14 protein-coding genes and 1 other annotated feature are annotated in these 18441 nt (G+C 44.3%); of the genes, 13 read left to right on the top strand and 1 reads right to left on the bottom strand.

The genetic code is table 11. From position 1 onward, the window contains the following. The first annotated feature begins 36 nt into the window (after nt 1-36). The 10 genes from KQI32_RS10190 (at nt 37) to KQI32_RS10145 (ending at nt 12813) form a co-directional block, all read left to right on the top strand. Nucleotides 37-699: an SGNH/GDSL hydrolase family protein gene (locus KQI32_RS10190; protein WP_216424899.1), complete on the top strand. Its 663-nt coding sequence runs from the start codon at nt 37-39 to the stop codon at nt 697-699. A gap of 325 nt (nt 700-1024) precedes the next feature. Continuing rightward, on the top strand, nt 1025-1921 hold the full coding sequence (locus KQI32_RS10185) for a phosphatase (RefSeq protein ID WP_216424898.1): 897 nt from the start codon (nt 1025-1027) through the stop codon (nt 1919-1921). Nucleotides 1922-1928: 7 nt separating this feature from the next. Further along, the gene (gene ppk1 / locus KQI32_RS10180) at nt 1929-4121 is read left to right on the top strand and encodes a polyphosphate kinase 1 (protein WP_216424897.1); all 2193 of its coding nucleotides are present in this window, start codon (nt 1929-1931) and stop codon (nt 4119-4121) included. Nucleotides 4122-4205: 84 nt separating this feature from the next. Beyond that, nucleotides 4206-4437 (top strand) — a binding site (T-box leader). A gap of 108 nt (nt 4438-4545) precedes the next feature. Further along, entirely contained in the window at nt 4546-5550 is a 1005-nt protein-coding gene (pheS, locus tag KQI32_RS10175; RefSeq protein ID WP_374197074.1) for a phenylalanine--tRNA ligase subunit alpha, read from the top strand. A gap of 15 nt (nt 5551-5565) precedes the next feature. After that, nucleotides 5566-7941: a phenylalanine--tRNA ligase subunit beta gene (gene pheT, locus KQI32_RS10170; RefSeq protein WP_216424896.1), complete on the top strand. Its 2376-nt coding sequence runs from the start codon at nt 5566-5568 to the stop codon at nt 7939-7941. 118 nt (nt 7942-8059) lie between these two features. After that, a complete protein-coding gene (locus KQI32_RS10165; RefSeq protein ID WP_177691791.1) occupies nt 8060-8311 on the top strand; it encodes an IreB family regulatory phosphoprotein in 252 nt (83 codons plus the stop codon). A 204-nt stretch (nt 8312-8515) separates the two neighbouring features. Next, the gene (locus tag KQI32_RS10160; RefSeq protein WP_216424895.1) at nt 8516-9457 is read left to right on the top strand and encodes a Gfo/Idh/MocA family protein; all 942 of its coding nucleotides are present in this window, start codon (nt 8516-8518) and stop codon (nt 9455-9457) included. Nucleotides 9458-9468: 11 nt separating this feature from the next. Continuing rightward, nucleotides 9469-10752, top strand: coding sequence for a mandelate racemase/muconate lactonizing enzyme family protein (locus tag KQI32_RS10155; protein WP_216424894.1), 1284 nt, complete (start codon nt 9469-9471; stop codon nt 10750-10752). A 15-nt stretch (nt 10753-10767) separates the two neighbouring features. Further along, the gene (locus tag KQI32_RS10150; RefSeq protein WP_177691794.1) at nt 10768-11763 is read left to right on the top strand and encodes a hydroxyacid dehydrogenase; all 996 of its coding nucleotides are present in this window, start codon (nt 10768-10770) and stop codon (nt 11761-11763) included. A gap of 18 nt (nt 11764-11781) precedes the next feature. Continuing rightward, the gene (locus KQI32_RS10145) at nt 11782-12813 is read left to right on the top strand and encodes a Gfo/Idh/MocA family protein (RefSeq protein WP_177691795.1); all 1032 of its coding nucleotides are present in this window, start codon (nt 11782-11784) and stop codon (nt 12811-12813) included. Between the two features lie 295 nt (nt 12814-13108). Here the strand turns inward: KQI32_RS10145 and KQI32_RS10140 are convergent, their stop codons facing one another. Further along, nucleotides 13109-15739, bottom strand: a complete 2631-nt coding sequence (locus KQI32_RS10140) for a DEAD/DEAH box helicase family protein (protein ID WP_216424893.1) — start codon at nt 15737-15739, stop codon at nt 13109-13111. A 455-nt stretch (nt 15740-16194) separates the two neighbouring features. Here KQI32_RS10140 and spoVT point away from each other — a divergent pair, with 455 nt between their 5' ends. The 3 genes from spoVT to KQI32_RS10125 form a co-directional block, all read left to right on the top strand. After that, nucleotides 16195-16740, top strand: a complete 546-nt coding sequence (gene spoVT / locus KQI32_RS10135) for a stage V sporulation protein T (RefSeq protein WP_177691797.1) — start codon at nt 16195-16197, stop codon at nt 16738-16740. A gap of 519 nt (nt 16741-17259) precedes the next feature. Next, nucleotides 17260-18003 carry a hypothetical protein gene (locus KQI32_RS10130; RefSeq protein ID WP_216424892.1) on the top strand — a complete coding sequence of 248 codons (744 nt, stop codon included), beginning with the start codon at nt 17260-17262 and terminating at the stop codon, nt 18001-18003. Nucleotides 18004-18172: 169 nt separating this feature from the next. Next, on the top strand, nt 18173-18441 hold a 269-nt coding region (locus tag KQI32_RS10125), incomplete at its 3' end, for a transposase (RefSeq protein WP_216423449.1).

Raw genomic sequence — 18441 nt, 5'->3', positions numbered from 1 at the left:
CATTACAGAAAATATTAGAAGAGGAGTGCAGAGATAATGTTATTGGAACAAAACGATATCCTTGTTATGTGCGGTGACTCGGTTACCGATTCATGCAAAGAACTGAGGGCAGGAGAAGATTCCAATCAGGCTCTCGCATGGGGCAAAGGATATGTGTACTTTACCAAAATTCTACTGGACGCTTATTATCCGGAGTTGAATATCCGAGTAATTAATCAGGGGATTAACGGGGATACCTCCAGGCAGCTCCTGGCGCGGTTTGATGAGGACTGCGTCCAAAAAAATCCGGATTGGGTCACAATCATGATCGGCGTGAACGATATCTGGAGACAATTGGAAAGTGCGCAGATAAAAGAACGGCATGTGTATATCGACGAGTATGAGCAAAATCTTTGCCGCATGATAGAAAAACTGCAGGATAAAACGAAGGGCATCATTCTTATGAAACCCTTCTTCATGGAGACAAACCGGGAGGATTTATTCCGCAGAATGGTCGATAATTACGGAGAATGCATGGCAAAGGTCGGGACAAGATATGGGTGTTCGGTGATTGACACACAGAATTATTTTGATAAGTATTTGGAAAAAGCGTTGACTTATGCTCTCTCGAATGACAGGGTTCATCCAAATGGCACCGGTCATATGGTTATAGCCAAGGCGCTGTTGAATCATATTGGATTTGATTTTAACCGAATTTAAAAGCGAATACATTGTCTCTTAATATTCCATTTCAAAGACGCCAATGGATCTCAAGCATCCATCGGCGTCTTTCTTTCTATTTTTCCAAGAAACTTCATTCTTAAATACAACGTTTTCATAGGAAGACGGTATATTTTTTAAAAACAAGAACGCTCCGCACACAATTTCCGGCAATTTCCTATGTTATAAAAAACGTGCAAAATTTTTACCATCTATGAAACCGGAAAAACGGTACAAAATATTTAACAGCAACCTTATTGGGATTTCACAGAAATTTAACTGTCCTGTTTTAAAATAGAAAATCGATAGGAGGCATCGATATCTTATGATTGTCGGCATCATTGACGTGGGTTCAAATACAATCCGTCTTTCCATCTATAAGACGGAACAGAAAAAGATTACGCTGCTTTTGCATAAAAAAACAATGGCGGGATTGATCGGATTCGTAAAAAACGGTGAGATGTGTCAAAAAGGGATTCGCCGGGCCTGTGAAGTTCTCTGCCTTTATCAGCATATCCTATCCAATTTTGAAATCGATGAGATCTATGTGTTTGCCACCGCTTCGCTGAGAAACATTACAAACACCGAGGAAGCTGTGGCAGCTATTTATCAATTGACAGGGCTCCGTGTGGAGGTGCTGAGCGGAATCGAGGAGGCTGAACTGGATTTTTTCGGTGCCGTGCATGATGCGGAGCTAACGGAAGGCATCCTCATCGATATTGGAGGCGGCAGTACGGAACTAGTTCCCTTTCAGGATGGAAAAATGCTTCAGGCTATGAGTATACCGGTCGGTTCTCTCGCCATGTACCGCAAGTATGTAAAAAAGCTATTGCCTAAGGAAAAGGAATGTACAGACATACGGAAAGCCGTTGCGAAACAGCTGGAAGATCTCAGCTTTTTAGAAGGAACTCATTATCCTGTTATCTGCGGGGTAGGCGGAACGATCCGTGCCACAGGAAAACTGTATAATGATCGGTTTGAACTGGATGTGCAGAACAAAGAGATGAAAGCCGGCGGCATTCGGAAAGTTTTGGAAGAACTGAGTGGAACCGGCCGTGAAACCTGTGACAAAATTTTGCAGATTGTACCGGATCGCGTTCATATTCTGAAACCGGGTATGGTGATTCTGGAAACTTTGATGGATGCATTCCAGTCGGAGCAGGTTGTTATCAGCAGATATGGCGTGCGTGAGGGATATCTGTTAAAAAAGATGAAAGTTTAATAGATTCATGGATTGTCCCTCAAATGTTGAGAGAAAAGAGGAACAGAGAATGGAAACCCCAAATTATGATTTCAGCTATACCGTAAACCGTGAATTGTCTTGGCTGAAATTCAATGAGCGTGTTTTAAAGGAAGCGGCAGACGAGTCGGTTCCCCTTTTTGAGCGTCTCAAATTTATTTCCATTTTCACAAGCAATCTTGATGAGTTTTTTATGATCCGGGTAGGCAGTCTGCATGATCTTTGTCTGCTCGGAGAGGAAAGCTGTGATAATAAAACAGGTATGACGGCTTCCCAGCAGCTTGATTCAATTTTTCACGCGGTCCCTCCTCTGTACCGCAAACGGGATAACATTTTTTCAGAAGTCCAACAGTTGATGGCGCACAACCATGTATTCCACACAGCACCGCAGCAACTTAAAAACGGAAGCAGAAAATTCGTAAAGCATTATTTCGAAAACCGTATCCTGCCTGTTTTGTCACCGCAGATTATTGATATCCATCATCCTTTCCCCCACCTTATAAACAAAGGGATTTATATTTTTCTTCTGCTAAAGGATAAATCAAACAAAAAAATGTTTGGCATGATTCCCCTTCCGTCAACACTTCCGAAACTCATTTTTACGCCTGGAAATAAATTGGAATATATTCTTTTGGAGGATATTCTTCTGGAATATTCCCAGGAAGTGTTTGACTCTTATCGCATCCTTGAGAAAAACATAATATCCGTCACGCGCAACGCGGATATCAATCCGGATGATGAAGCTTATGATATGGATGAAGATTACCGCTGCCATATGAAAAAAATATTAAAAAAAAGAGCGCGTCTGGATCCAGTTCGTCTGGAAATTCAGGATACAATGAGCAGCGAGATGGAACAATATCTCAGTGCGAAACTGCATCTCCGAAAGGAACAAATTTTTTACTCCTGCACACCTCTTGACATGAAATATGTCTTTACACTGGCGGAGCATTTGCCGTCTGTTCTGCGGACAAGGATGAGTTATCCTCCTTTTCTTCCACAGTGCTCCCCGTACATCTCAAAGAAGGATTCTATTCTCTCTTTTGTGCAGAAAAAAGATTTACTGCTATCCTTTCCCTACGAGGAAATCGGTCCCTTTCTCCGCCTTTTGAAGGAAGCTGCATTTGATCAAAATGTTATTTCCATCAAAATCACAATCTACCGGCTGGCAAACCAATCAAAGCTTGCGGAATATCTGTGCCTGGCAGCTGAAAATGGGAAAGATGTCACAATTTTGATGGAGCTGCGGGCACGCTTTGACGAGCAAAACAATATCGGCTGGGCCGAGCGGATGGAGGAGACCGGATGCCATGTGATCTATGGATTTGACGAGTATAAGGTACACTCCAAAATATGTCTTATCACCAGAAAAGGAAAAAATAAAATCCAGTATATCACCCAGATTGGCACGGGAAACTATAACGAAAAGACAGCAAAGCTATACACCGATTTGAGCCTCCTCACTTCCAATGAATCGGTTGGACTGGACGCAGTGGAATTTTTTAAAAACATGGGAATCGGAAAACTGGATGGTTATTATGACACGCTTTTCGTTGCACCTTACGGTCTGAAACAGGGACTGATGAAACAGATAGACATGGAAATCGAAAAAGCCGTTTCCGGGCGGGAAGGCAAAATTATCATGAAGATGAATTCTCTCACCGACCGTGAAATGATCGACAAGCTTGCACAGGCATCTCAATCAGGAGTAAGAATCCAACTGATTGTTCGTGGCATTTGTTGTCTGATTCCCGGTTTAAAAGGTAAGACGGAAAACATCTCTGTTATCAGTATTGTCGGCCGGTTTCTGGAACATTCCCGCGTCTATTGCTTCGGCGAAGGAAGCGGTATGAATATTTTCATTTCCTCCGCAGATTTGATGACAAGAAATATGGATCGCCGTGTGGAAATAGCCTGCCCGATTGCAGACCAAAATCTGAAGAAACAAATTTATGATATGCTTCAGATTTACCTTCATGACACGGTGAAAGCAAAAAAGCTGAATCGTTTCGGCACATATACAGAACCGGAAAATCTGGAAAAAAACAATCTCTCCGCACAGCAATATTTTATGAGAGAAGCGGCAGAACGCAGCCAATGGGCCTCTTTGCAGGAAAAGAAAGAAAACCTTTTAAAAAGGGCAGTTCTGCAATTGAAAAACCGGAGTGCTTTTGAAAAATAAATGGAATCCTGCAAGGTTATCGAAAAATCATAAAAATACTTGAAAAACCAAAAAAGTTGTGGTATAGTAAAATGTAATATTGGAAAAAGCGTTATGATACAGGAAGAGTAGGGAACGACCTGCTTTGACAGAGAGAAAGTGCCACCGGCTGAAAGCACTTTTCAAAGAATCGTCCTGAAGTTCGCCTGTACAGCTCCGCTTCTGAACGGGATTCCCCAAATAAGTTGCGGCGGTGAGAGACACCGTTAACAATTTTGAGCGCCGGCAGAAGAATGCCGGAATCCGGGTGGTACCGCGAAGATGATTCGTCCCTTTTTCAGGGGCGATTTTTTTGTGCCCGGGTAAGGAAGAAACGCAAACCGGATGCATTCTGCATTTGCGAATGTAAAAAACGGAAAGGATGATAGAAATGAAAGAAGCTTTGATGCAAATCAAAGAAAAAGGCGTTGCGGAAATCCGTTCCGCCCAGTCCTTAAAAGATCTGGAAGCCATCAAGGTAAAATATCTGGGCAAAAAGGGAGAACTGACCCAGATTTTAAAGGGAATGGGAAAACTGACCGCCGAGGAACGTCCCGTCATTGGCTTGGTGGCAAACGAGGTGCGCGCCTTGCTGGAGGAAACGATTGCGAAAGAGGTTTCTATTCTGGAAGAAAAGGCTATGCTGGAAAAATTGGAGCAGGAAAAGATTGACGTTTCCATGCCTGGAAAAATGCCGCGGAAGGGCGGGCTTCATCCGCTGACCAAAGTTCTGCATGAGCTGGAGGATATCTTTATCGGTATGGGTTTCTCCATTGCGGAAGGTCCGGAAGTGGAATACGATTATTATAACTTTGAGGCGCTGAATTTGCCGAAAGATCATCCTGCCCGGGATACGCAGGATACCTTTTATATCTCCGACAATATTGTTCTGAGAACCCAAACCTCTCCCATGCAGATCCGTACCATGGAAAAACAGCGGCCGCCTATCCGCGTAATCGCGCCGGGCAAGGTGTTTCGTTCGGATTCGGTGGATGCCACTCATTCCCCTGTTTTCCATCAGATTGAAGGTCTTGTGGTGGACAAAGGAATCACTATGGGGGATCTGAAAGGAACCCTGGAGCTGGTCGTCAAAAAGCTCTATGGAGAAGATGCGAAAATCCGTTTCCGTCCCCACCACTTCCCTTTCACAGAGCCGAGCGCCGAAGTTGACGTCTCCTGCTTCGTCTGTAAGGGGGAAGGCTGCCGCGTCTGCAAAGGGGAAGGCTGGATTGAAATCCTCGGAGCGGGAATGGTGCATCCTCAGGTACTGCGAAACTGCAACATTGATCCCGAGGTATACAGCGGCTTCGCTTTCGGTATCGGATTGGAACGTTTGGTAATGAGAAGCTATGATATAGACGATCTGCGTCTGTTCTTCGAGAACGATGTCAGGTTCCTGAAACAGTTTTAAAGGAGGGGACAAAAAATGAAAGTACCTATGAGCTGGCTGAATGAATTCACCGACGTGAAAGACATTCCCATGAAAGAATATATGCATGAGCTGACTATGTCCGGCTCCAAAGTGGAAGGCTGCGATACGGTCTGCGGTGGAATCAGCAATGTGGTTATCGGAAAGATTGAAAAGATAGAAGCTCATCCGGACGCGGATAAGTTGCGCGTCTGTCAGGTCAATGTGGGCGAAGAAACCGTTCAGATTGTCACCGGCGCCCCCAATGTGCAGGAGGGCGACATGGTCCCCGTAGCCTTGGCAGGATCTACGCTGGCCGGGGGTGTAAAGATCAAAAAAGGAAAACTGCGCGGTGTGGAATCCAACGGGATGCTCTGCTCTGATGAGGAGCTAGGCGTTAATATCAACGACGAGAAAGCCACCGGCATCTGGATTCTGGATCCAAGTCTTCCCATAGGCGAGGATGCTGTCAAGGCCCTCGGCTTAAAGGAGGACGTGGTGGAGTTTGAAATTACTTCCAACCGTCCCGACTGTCTGAGCATCATTGGGCTTGCCAGGGAAACAGCAGCGACCTTTAAACGTCCGTTTGCGGTCAAAGAATCGGTTTATCATGAAAATGGCGAGGACATTGACGATTATCTGAGCGTCTGTGTGGAGGACAATCAAAAATGTTACCGCTATGCAGCTAAGGTCGTTAAAAATGTGAAAATTGAACCCTCTCCCGAATGGATGCAGAGAAGGCTGAACCGTGCCGGTGTTCGGGCTATTAACAATATTGTGGATATCACCAACTATGTCATGCTGGAATATGGTCAGCCGATGCACGCCTTTGACATCTCCTATATTGAAGGCAATGAGATCAACGTCCGCTGTGCAAAGGACGGGGAAAAAATCATGACGCTGGACGGCATCGAACGGGAGCTGAACGCTAATATGCTGGTTATCTGCGATAAGGAAAAACCAAACGCGATTGCCGGCGTTATGGGCGGGGAAAACAGCGGCGTAACCGAAGACACCAAAACCATTGTTTTTGAATCCGCAAATTTTCTGGGATCCTCCGTGCGGAAAACCGCCGTATCGCTAGGAATGCGAACGGAATCCTCCGCACGTTATGAAAAAGGTCTGGATCCGAACATGGTACTCCCCGCGCTGAACCGTGCTCTGGAGCTTGTGGAACAGCTTGGAGCCGGTGAGATTGTGGGCGGCATCATTGATATTCAGAAAATAGAGAAACAGCCGGTTACCCTGCCGCTGGAGGCAGATAAAATCAACCGCTTCCTCGGGACGGAGATCCCGGAAGCTGACATGATAAAAATTTTGGAAAACTTGACGTTCAAAGTGGAAAACGGAATGGTCACCGCACCGAGCTTTCGGATTGACATCGGCTGCATGAACGATATTGCCGAAGAGGTTGCTCGGATTTACGGCTATAATAACATAAAATCCACCATGCTGCAGGGTGATACCCTGCAGGGCGGCTTCACGAAAGAACAGAGTTTTGAAAACAGAATCAAGACACTGCTGGCTGACAAAGGATTTTATGAAATTTATGCCTATTCCTTCACGAATCCCAAGCTGTTCGATCTGCTTCGGATCGATGCGGAATCTCCCCTGCGCAAGGTGGTAACGATAAGTAATCCGCTCGGCGAGGAAAATAGCATCATGCGCACAACCTCCATTCATTCCATGCTGGAGGTACTGCAGCGCAATTACAGCCACCGCAACAAGGAAGCTTTTCTGTTCGAATGCGCCAATGTATATCTGCCGAAATTCCTTCCTGTCACCGAACTTCCGGAGGAGCGGAAAAAGGTAACGCTGGGCTGTTACGGTAATACAGATTTCTTTGCACTTAAGGGAATGGTTCAGGCATTGCTGGATGATTTGGGAATTGACAAAGTCTCCTATGTACCGGTTCAGGACAACAAAACATTCCACCCTTACCGTACAGCGCATATTTTAAACGAAAACGGAGACACTATCGGGGTGATTGGGGAAATACATCCTCTGGTTTGCAAGAACTATGAGATCGGCGAAAAAGTCTACCTGTGCGAACTGGATCTGAATACCCTGTATGATTCCGTCAACCGCACTTTGAAATATGAACATCTGCCCAAATTCCCCGCAACTACCCGGGATATGGCTATGCTGGTAGATGATGAGGTGATGGTTTCCCAGATTGAAGCCGTTATCGTGAAAAAAGCCGGAAAGATCCTGGAACATTTCAGCTTGTTTGACGTCTATAAAGGAAGCCAGATCCCGGAAGGAAAAAAGAGTATTGCATACTCTCTGAGCTTCCGTGCCGCAGACCGCACCTTGAATGACGAGGAAGTGAACGCCTCCATGGATAAAATATTAAAAGGCTTGAAGGAAGAAGTCGGGGCGGATCTCCGGTAATTTTCCGGGAAATATGACATTTCTGTTAAGTTTTCTGAAAGAGTATTGCATTTGACCGAAAAAAGCGGTATTCTAAGGACAGAATCAATTGCATCCATAGGAACAGGAGGGATTTTGAATGAATTTAGATGAAACACGCCAAATCCCCTCAGTGAAAGATGAAAACAAGAATCCACGAAAGATAATCAACGATGTTTTTAACGCTTTAATTGAGAAGGGATACAACCCTGTGAACCAGTTCATAGGCTATATTATGTCGGGTGATCCAACCTATATCACCAGTCATAAGAATGCCCGTGTACTGATCAGCTCACTGGAGCGGGATGAAATTCTTGAAGAACTTTTGAAAAATTATCTGAACATCGAATGATAAGGGAAAGGCCTGCGGCATGGAAGCCGCAGGCCTTTATTTTTAAATTATCAAAAATAGACAAAAAGAAGCTAAGATTGTGTAACGACAATCCGAAAAAAAAGGTATATAATAAATACAGTAAGCAAGATAACATTCCGCGTATTTAAAATCCATACAGTCAGCGGACTGTTGAGAACAAATATGGAAGAGAGGTAAAATAACATGATTAAAATCGGTCTTGTAGATATTGACGTGTCTCATCCACTGACCTTTACGAAAAAAATGCTGAAGAACGGTATCCCTATGAAATACGCCTATGTATGCAACAAAGGATTCCGCGGAAAAGATCAGGTGGAATCTTTTGCGAAAAAGTATGATATTCAGATTGTGGATGAAATTAAAGATATGGTGGAGCACGTCGATGTTGGCTTCATTCAGTCCTGCAACTGGGAGAAGCATATTCCTTATGCGATGCCTTTCATTGAAAAAGGCGTCCCGGTTTTTCTGGACAAACCCATGGTTGGATCCATGGAAGACATTCGTAAAATAAGGCAGCTGGCGGCAAGCGGCGCAAAGATTCTGGGGTCATCTTCCGTGCGTTATGCCTATGAAATCCGTGATTTTTTGGCAAAGCCGCTGGAAGAACGGGGTGAAATTCTCAACATATTCGGTACCTCCGGAGTAGATGAGTTCAACTACGGGATCCATGTCGTGGAAGCACTGAGCGCCATTGCGGGTGCAAAGGGGAAAAGCTGTAAGTTTGCCGGCCGCAGCAAAAAAGTTGACAATATGGAATGCGAAACCTTTTTCATTACATTTGAAAATGGGATTACAGCTACATACAATACCTTTTTAAATCATTGGCATCCCTTTGATATCACAATCATGACAACAAAGGGCACCTATCACTTTGAGATTAATGTTGATAATATTTACATCTCTTTGCTGAAAAATTTATATGAGGAACTGGCCAATCATAAAAATACGATCGCAGATGTGGAAGCTATCACGGATTCCTGCATGATTATGCTGGCCGGCAAGAAATCCAGAGATACCGGCTGCGGCGAAGTTTTTCTCCGCGACCTGAATGATGAGCGCTTTGACGGCTATGCTTTCGAAGAAGAATACGCGGCGCATGACAACAAAATGTATCTGAATCTTTAAAGGTACTAAGAATGAAGATACAATCAACCAACTCTAATTTTATTCGGGAGCCTCTGAAAGCTCCCTTTGGATTCAAAGGCGGATATCTCAACGAACTCTGGCAGACGGTGGCAAAAATCAGCACTGCGGATCACATTGGCATAGGTTTGGGCGTACAAAGCGTCCTGTGGTCTGATTCCCGCGTTTTCACCAGCGTCTCTCAGTCCTGCGGGAATGCCTACATGTATGCCATGAGCGACTATGCTCTAAAGCTGATCGAAAATACAACCTTTGAAGATCCCTTCACGTTACTGGAAGAAATCTATCCCAAGGTTTACGCGTATGGCAAGCGGATCACCAACAACAGTAATCTGCGCAAAACTTTTGCTTTGAACAGTCTGGTTTGCGTGGACAATGCGGTCTGGCAACTGTATGCAAAAGAAAATCACCAAACAGATTTTCTGAAGTTGATTCCAAAACCGTGGAAAAAAACTTTGGAAAATAAGCATGCCAAGCTCTGCAACGTCCCTCTTGTCTCTTACAATATGAGCGTTGCGGATGTGAGGAGGCTGATCGATGAGGGCTTCTTTTTCCTGAAAATTAAGATCGGCTCCGATCCGGAAAAGGACGGTTCCATGGAAAAAATGCTGGAATGGGATAAAAACCGTCTCCGGGAGATCCACGAGGCAGTGAAGGACGTGCGGACTCCCTACACCGAAAGCGGTCATATCCCTTACTATCTGGACGCGAACGGAAGGTATGATTCCAAACAGCGGCTGTCTGCATTTTTGGAATATGCGGACAAAATCGATGCGCTGGATCGGATTATGATTTTGGAAGAGCCTTTTCCGGAAGAATATAAAGAAGACATCTCTGATTTAAAAGTACGTATCGCAGCAGACGAATCCGCCCATTCTTATGAGGATGCGGTAGAACGCATCGAGCTGGGCTATACAGCGATCGCACTGAAGCCGATCGCCAAAACCATGTCCATGTCGATCCAAATACTGAATGAGGCGTATAAAAGAAACATTCCCTGCTTCTGCGCCGATTTAACCGTAAATCCCTGGATGGTCGATTTTAACAAGAACATCGCCGCAAGGATTGACCTGCTGCCGGGAATGAAAATCGGTGTGTTGGAATCCAACGGTGCGCAGAACTATACCAACTGGGAGAAAATGAAGACCTATCATCCCCTGTTCGGCTCCGCGCCCTATATTGAAGCACGGAAAGGTATTTTTGAATTGGGAGAAACCTTCTTTGAAACCAGCGGAGGAATCTTCTGTGATTCCCCCTACTACGGACAATTTGTATGAGGAGAATAAAAAACGATGAGCAAAATTACTGTACTTGTAAATAAGGAAAAGCGGAATACCGTCTTCAGCGAAAAATATTATGCAAGACTCCGCGAATTCGGCGATTTAAACATTTTTGACCGTGACGATTTTTCGGATATGGACTATGTGATCGATTTCGTAAAAGGAACGGAAGTGCTGATTACCTCCTGGTCGTCACCTGTTCTGGACGAAAACATTCTGGATGCCTGCCCCGATTTGAAAGCGGTTATTCACGCGGCCGGAAGTATAAAGCCTATTTTAAGCGATGCGTTCATCAGCCGGAAAATCCGCATCACAAACTCTGCCGTGGCACTGGGGGAAGGGGTAGCCGAGACCGCTTTGGGCTTTGCCATCTCCGCCTGCAAGGGCTTTTACACGCTGGGAAGGGATACCCGCAATAAATTGTGGAACGAAAACCGGATGAGCCGGGTAACCGATTTCTATGACATCACCGTAGGCGTTATTGGGGGCGGATATGTGGGACGTCATTTCATCAAACTGCTTCAGAATTTCAATGTGGATATCCTGCTATACGATCCCACGCTGTCCGGTGAACAGGTAACGACACTTGGCGCGGAAAAAGCGGAACTGGATGAACTGCTTAAAAATGCCGATGTTGTATCTGTTCACGCCCCTTCTATTCCGGCAACCGACAACATGCTTAACCGGGACAATCTGAAGCTGATAAAAGACGGTGCCGTACTGATCAACACCGCCAGAGGTTCTATTATTGAGGAAAGCGCACTGATAGAGGAATTGGAAAAAAACCGCTTTTTCGCTTGCATTGACGTGACCAATCCCGAGCCTCCGGCAGAGGATAACCGGCTTCGGTTCCTGGACAATGTCGTATTGACTCCCCATATTGCAGGTGCCGTGACAAACGGTCTGAAACGTGTTGCCAAACATGTCTGTGAAGAGCTGGAACGCTTGGAAAATGGAGAAAAAATGCGTACAGAAGTTGATCTGGATCAGCTTTACAAGCTCGCATAAGTATTGGAGACTTTAAAAATGAAAGAAAAAATAGGATTTGGAATCGTTGGATGCGGTACCATTTCAAAATGGCATGCCGTGGCTGTCACCTCCAATGAGGAGGCAAAGCTGGTCGGTGTGACAGACAGAAATTCTGAATCTGCAGGGCGTTTTGTAAAAAACTATCCCTGCCGTATCTTTTCTTCCTATGAAGAAATGCTGGATTGCGATGAGATTGACGCTGTCTGCCTTTGCACCCCCAGCGGCCTTCATGCTCCCTTGGCGGTTCAGGCGGCTAAGGCAAAAAAACATATTGTGGTGGAAAAACCGATGGCTATCACAAAGCAACAGTTAAATGATATGATTACGGCATGCGAAGAGAATCATGTCAAAGTCTGTGTGATATCCCAGCTTCGTTTCACCCCTTCCATGCAGACCGTAAAAAAAGCCATAGAGGACGGCGTGCTGGGAAAAATTATACTGGCCGATGTCTACATGAAATATTACCGTTCTCCTGAATATTATGCCTCCGGCTCCTGGCGAGGAACCTGGGAACTGGACGGAGGAGGAGCGCTGATGAACCAGGGCATTCACGGGATTGATGTTCTGCAGTACCTTGTGGGACCGGTAAAATCTGTTTTCGGCATCACCAAGACTCTGGCTCGGAATATTGAAGTGGAGGACACCGCGAATGTGCTGGTTGAATATGAAAACGGAGCCATTGGCACCATCCAGGGAACTACTTCGGTGAATCCTGGCTATCCCCGCGTGATAGAGATCAGCGGAACAAACGGAACCGTGGTTTTAAAAGAGGATGTTATTATTCGCTGGGATGTGGAGGGATCCGATTTCCCTGTGGAAAAGGCCATCGGAATGGGAGAGCAGAAAAGCTTCAACGATCCAGCCGGCTTTACCACTGAATACCACAGACTTCAGATTGCCGATATGGTGCATGCCATAAAAGAGAATCGGCGTCCCCTGATTGACATGTACGAGGGAAGGCGTCCAGTGGATATCATTCTGGCTGCTTACGAGTCCAATCGTACCGGAAAAAAAATCGAATTATCATGAGTATCAGCTCTTCTCCGAGCGCAAAAAGTTTGAATGAACCATTTTAAAAATAGCAGAATGAAGAATTTCTTCGTCTTTTAGGCGGCGGGTTCCACCCCATTTTTCTGTGGTGGAGTATACCGCCGCAAAAACGTTAAACGACAGGGCTGCGCCCCTTATGGAACAGGAAATGAAACAATCGTCATGGGAAGGGAATCCTTCCATGGCGATTGTTTGCTTTCCGCCAAATATATGTTGCGAAACGGTCTTTCTGTTTTTCATATATTGGATAACACAAATCCTTAGCGGCTCCATATTAAAGATAAAATTCTATCTCTTCCCTTTTGTGCACTTTCATATCGCTGCCGCCAATGTGGGGCAGAAGTTTATCCGCTTTCTGGTTGATGAGATAAACACAGTCCCGCAGTTTCCGGCGCACATTTTCCATATCAATGATGTCAAAATTTTTCCAGAATGTATCCGACTGTACTTCAGCCAACAGGGAATGGTTTTTATCCACTTTCTTTTGATTCGGTATCTTAGAAAGCATCAATGCTGTTTTTATCACATCATATTGAAGTGTCGCGTTTACTTTTCCGTTTTGGATATATTCTAAAATCAATTCATAGGTAAGGTTGTCAAACCGTTTGGCAAATTCATCACTGTCTTCAAGCATAATAAGCGGAGCAATTTTGGAGCAAAGCTCCTCGCTGTCCTCACGGCTAAGCGCCAGAAAACTTTCCTTCCGGCTGTATTTCTCCACAACAGCCTTAACCTGTTTCACCTCATAAGAGAAAGGATCCAGGGACAGCACCTGGCGGTAAACCGTATCCGCCAATTCACTGCGGAATTCCTCCAGTTCAAAGGTGGCATTCTCATAATTCTGAATCGCATAAATCAGGCGAATTCTCTTTTCAAACAGCATTTCATTGAGGGAACGATCGGTAAAACCATCCGAAGCCATGCTGTGAGCGGTGAAATTTCCGCAGAAATCAATTACATGGAAATATTCTTTCCCGGTACAGGGTCGTGCGCCCCGCCCTATCATCTGCAACAGTTCCGTTTTGGATGCGGCTCGTTTTAAAAGTACAATATTGAAAATATCTGGCACGTTGACTCCCCGCTCAAGCTCTCCATAGGTAATCCCTATGCGGATGGAGCCGCCCGTCCCTTTAAATTCCTGTTTTTTCCCGATACTGCGGTCAAGAACCTCCACCTGTCCCTGATGGTAGCAGCTCATGATATCGTAAAACACATTTTTGAGTTTCAAAGCCTGTTTTTCGTTATCGGTAAAAATAAGGCACTTCCCTTCCAGAAGGATGTTCTCCCGGATAATATGGATAACCCGTTTCAAAGAGCCGCTGTCAAACAAAAGCTTTTTCCACATTCTATCGTCTAAATCCTCGCTATAATCCACCTGAATCAACTTATAGCCCACTATCACCTTATCCCTGTATAATGCGGAAAAATAGTCGTATTCAAATGTAGGCCGCTCCAGCCGAAAAAATGAAAAAATTTCTTTTCCCAAATCCTCCTTGGGCATCGTGGTAAATCCAATAAAACGCCCGTAAAAATAGTTCAGCAAATTTTTGTTATTCTGCATAATGCCTTTCGAGATATCATCCAAGATAATTGTATCAAAATAATGGGGGGTGATCACCCGTTTGCTCATTTTCGTGCGGAAATCATCGATGGCATCCGAAATTTCATCGTAGTAGGTGATAATCATATTAGACTGCTGCAGCTGCTGTTTTGTCAGCAGACTGACGCGCATATTCTCTTTCAGCTCCTGATAAATCTCAAGCGCAAGATTTTCATTTTCAGCGATGAACAGCACCTTATTCCCGTTTGCCAAATCGCGCATCAAATTCCTGGCAATAGTCGTTTTCCCCGATCCGTACGCCATGCACATAAGAACCCTGTCCTGCCCCCGGTTAAACGCTCTGTAAACAGCTTCCACTGCTTTTTGCTGAAAGGCAAGTAATTCCGGAAAAATCTTATTTTCCTGATATCTGCGTTCTCTGTTTTCAATAATGTTTAAGATCTCCTGGCGATTGAAAATGCTGAATACTTCTTCATAGGGTTTGTTTTCATTGGATTTCAGATATGTTTTATACCCGTCAAACAGAAAAATAACCGGATACAGCCCTTCTCTCTGTTTCATCCTAAACGCATATCGGTCAGCCTTTTCCTTTCCTTTTTCAATATCGACAATGGTGCTTTCAAATTCGATTAGAGCCAGCGATTTGTCACCCTGGACAATCCAGTAGCCCAACATTTCCTCCCGTCGTATCTCATTTTCAAAGTCATATCCCAAATCCTTCAATTCTATTTCAAGATTCAATACAGTCTTTTTATAATAATCTGTCGGACTTAACGTGTACTCTCTTATCTTTGTGTTCAGAGATTTTGCTTTCGCCAGCTCTTGCCGCAGCTTTTTGATGGTTTTCAAGTATTCGTTCATCTCATTTTCGCTGACCTCGTCATCAATCTCTTCCCTCGTAGTCAACTCATCAAACAAATCAGGCAGAATCTGCTCGTCAAACGCCCGGTTGTGATAGTGTTTACCATAGCAGAAGTCCAGATACAGCACATAGTCGAAAAGGCCCTTCAGACTTTCCACCGCCTCCTGGCGTTCAATCTGTTGGGAAGTGTGCGCCGCCACATTTCCCAGCTTAACGATATAGGTTAGTTTTTCATGGAGCGCTTTCCCCACCATCTGTTTAAAGAGTGTATTGTCAATCAGGTTGGTCAGCCCTTCGCGAGCGGGATATTTCAAATGTTTATCTGCTGAATAGTTCCATTTCACCGCCAGTTCAAGCGCTCTTCGAGAAGCAATGGCACACTGAGCGCTGGATGCTTTCAGAGCAGTCTCCGCCTCTATGCAGGGCCTGGAAAATAAATCATAATGATCATTGTTCAGTAAAAATGCAAAGTTTGACGTCAATCAGAAAACCTCCTTTAAGTTCTCTTATGGTTTTCTTTTTTCGGAAAAGCGCTTTCCTGTAAAACTTCCTGCCCGAGGAGACAGGAAACTATTTTACCCAATTCTATTTTATAACAAGACAAACGCTTTTGCAAGGCAAAAGCCGCATGAAAAACACAAAGAGCAACACGCAGCATATATTTTTCGACGAGGAGATTTTCCTATGTGCTTTTCCCCCGCTCTTCCAAAAGCGTTTCACCCTCATAAAGCAGGAAATATTTTCTCTCGCCTGCTTCATAAATTGCTGATTATTTACATATTTTTGAATAATCAAGTAACCCTTAGCCAGGTTATATACTCTTAAAAAATTTACAACACAACAATTTTTCCGTATAAAAAGGTTTCCTGTGCAAATAATAGTAATATTCCAACGAAAGAAAGAAAAGTGATATAAATAAAAGGAGGATTACGATAGAATGAAAGCTACAGGCATAGTCAGGCGAATCGATGATTTAGGGCGGGTGGTTATCCCCAAAGAAATCAGACGAACCATGCGTATCCGGGAGGGAGATCCGCTTGAAATATATACCGATAAAGACGGGGAAGTTATTTTTAAAAAGTATTCTCCAGTCGGCGAGTTAACACAGTTTTCTATGCAGTATGCGGAGGCTCTTAATCGGGTCAGCGGATATCCGGCAGCAGTCACCGATAAGGATACTGTCGTAGCGGTCAGCGGTGTTCCGAAGAAAGAACTGATGGAAAAAACGATTTCCAAAGAGCTGGAAGATATCCTGGAAGACCGAATGACCTTCGCCTATATGGATGAGGATAATAATCCCCTGTATCTTTTAGAAAACAGTGAGAAGTATTTTTGTAACATTGTCTGCCCTATCATCGCGGACGGCGACGCAATCGGAGCCATCATTCTTTTCTCTGTGGAACAGCCCACTCAGCTGGGTGAAATAGAGGAAAAGGTAACGCAGACATCCGCATCCGTTCTTGGAAAAGTGTTAGAGCAATAAAGTACGGAAAGTCTGTCTGACTGTTTTTTGCACAACAAAATGGCGCTCCAATAAAATGTGAAGAATAAAAAGAGACAATAAGGTACTTTACTGCGGAATGCAACGATTCAGCAGGAGATTGACTGCTGCTGCTGAAAAAGGGATTGATCGTCATGGAATTTCCTTGATTCCATGACGGTTTTTTCATAACATAGGAAATTGCGCGGAATCGTGCGCACCTGCTTGTTTCAAAAAACACCGTGTGAAGCGCAGCTGCGTTTTTCAGAAGGAAAAACTTTTTTATTTTCTTTGCCTTGCGGACTTTTGCTTGATTTTTATCTCTTATCTTTTATGCCCTCGTCTTAATATTCCCTGATTCTGAAAGCGTTCTGGTACAAATCTATGAGCAAACCGAGGGTAATATCCCACGATTTGTAAGGTTGAAACACTTTTATGGCGGCTTTTTTCTTGCAAAAGCGTTTTCTTCTTGTTATAATAAAAATAAAGATATGAAAAGATAAAATGGAGGAAATCAATCAAATGAGACAATGGAAAAAATCGCTTTTGATATTCGCACTGGGGATCACCTTACTTTTGGGAGGCTGCAGCGGCGGTTCTTCCAAGGCAATCAGCATCTATAATGACGCCCAGAAAGCTCTGATGAAACTGGATTCCTATAAACTGGAGAGCGTTTCCATCAACCGGCCCAACGATCCGGAACTGGATCCCGAAATAGCCGCAAATTCCGTTATTTCAAGAACCGATACCATTCTATTCAATATTGTAGGCGGAAAAAAAGTAAGTTATACAGACATTGCCTACTCCGGAGATAATGCGGCGGCTAACTCCCAATATTTCATTGATCATAAAAACAAAGAATATTATGCAAAGGATTCGGAAGGCTGGCGTTCCTTCGAAGTAAATTCTTTGAGCAAACAGTCCCCTGCCTCCTCTGACAAAATCTACTGGGTTACAGTGGACAGCAAAACGGTCGAGAGTGCAAACGTAGAGGAAACCCCGGAGGGCTATAAAGTCTCCTATGTTTTGTCCAACAAAGCATTGGAGGAATATGCAAGCAGCAATCCGATGAATTTGGATGAGGTCAGTTCTATCACGATGGAGTTAACTACGGATAAGGAAAATCGTCCTTTAACCCTGAACAGCAAATATTCCTTTACCAGGGAAATACAGGATCAGAAGATGTACATCAGTGTGGAAGATATCCTAACCTTCAGCGATTTTAATACAACAGAGAAATTGATAAAAGAAAATATTGTAAAATAATGCTTTCTAAAAAGTTTTTCCCTTTTTACTGCAAATTATCCGTTGATACAAGAAAATGTCCTCCTTAAGCAGGAGGACATCAGCCTGTCGAAAAAGTCCAGTATACACTGGGCTTTTTTGCGTATGTGTGGTAAAATAAAGATAAGAAAAGACTGGGGAGGGACGGCGTGTGCTAGCAAAAGAGCAGGAATTGCGCAGAAATGTAGTAGAAATCCTATGTTTGGAGGAGCTGGTTCCATCGGAGCATCTGCTGCGGCAGATTGACAGCGCGGTGGATTTTACGCATCTGTACGACTTGGTGGATGCGCTTTACAGCCGCGACAACGGCCGTCCCAGCATTGACCCGGTGGTATTGTTCAAAATTGTGTTCATCCAGCACCTGTACGGCATCCCCTCGCTGCGCCGTACCATGCAGGAGATTGGCATGAACATCGCATA

It is taken from the genome of Acetivibrio sp. MSJd-27 (assembly GCF_018918095.1).
Taxonomy (GTDB): Bacteria; Bacillota; Clostridia; order UMGS1840; family HGM11507; genus HGM11507.
This window is presented reverse-complemented; position numbering and strand designations above follow the sequence as displayed.

Excerpts from the sequence above, each read along its gene's own strand:
- KQI32_RS10190 (WP_216424899.1), top strand. The coding sequence starts at position 37 with ATGTTATTGGAACAAAACGATATCCTTGTTATGTGCGGTGACTCGGTT.
- KQI32_RS10165 (WP_177691791.1), top strand. The coding sequence starts at position 8,060 with ATGAATTTAGATGAAACACGCCAAATCCCCTCAGTGAAAGATGAAAAC.
- KQI32_RS10145 (WP_177691795.1), top strand. The coding sequence starts at position 11,782 with ATGAAAGAAAAAATAGGATTTGGAATCGTTGGATGCGGTACCATTTCA.
- KQI32_RS10160 (WP_216424895.1), top strand. The coding sequence starts at position 8,516 with ATGATTAAAATCGGTCTTGTAGATATTGACGTGTCTCATCCACTGACC.
- spoVT (WP_177691797.1), top strand. The coding sequence starts at position 16,195 with ATGAAAGCTACAGGCATAGTCAGGCGAATCGATGATTTAGGGCGGGTG.
- KQI32_RS10150 (WP_177691794.1), top strand. The coding sequence starts at position 10,768 with ATGAGCAAAATTACTGTACTTGTAAATAAGGAAAAGCGGAATACCGTC.
- ppk1 (WP_216424897.1), top strand. The coding sequence starts at position 1,929 with ATGGATTGTCCCTCAAATGTTGAGAGAAAAGAGGAACAGAGAATGGAA.
- KQI32_RS10185 (WP_216424898.1), top strand. The coding sequence starts at position 1,025 with ATGATTGTCGGCATCATTGACGTGGGTTCAAATACAATCCGTCTTTCC.
- KQI32_RS10130 (WP_216424892.1), top strand. The coding sequence starts at position 17,260 with ATGAGACAATGGAAAAAATCGCTTTTGATATTCGCACTGGGGATCACC.
- pheT (WP_216424896.1), top strand. The coding sequence starts at position 5,566 with ATGAAAGTACCTATGAGCTGGCTGAATGAATTCACCGACGTGAAAGAC.
- KQI32_RS10155 (WP_216424894.1), top strand. The coding sequence starts at position 9,469 with ATGAAGATACAATCAACCAACTCTAATTTTATTCGGGAGCCTCTGAAA.
- pheS (WP_374197074.1), top strand. The coding sequence starts at position 4,546 with ATGCAAATCAAAGAAAAAGGCGTTGCGGAAATCCGTTCCGCCCAGTCC.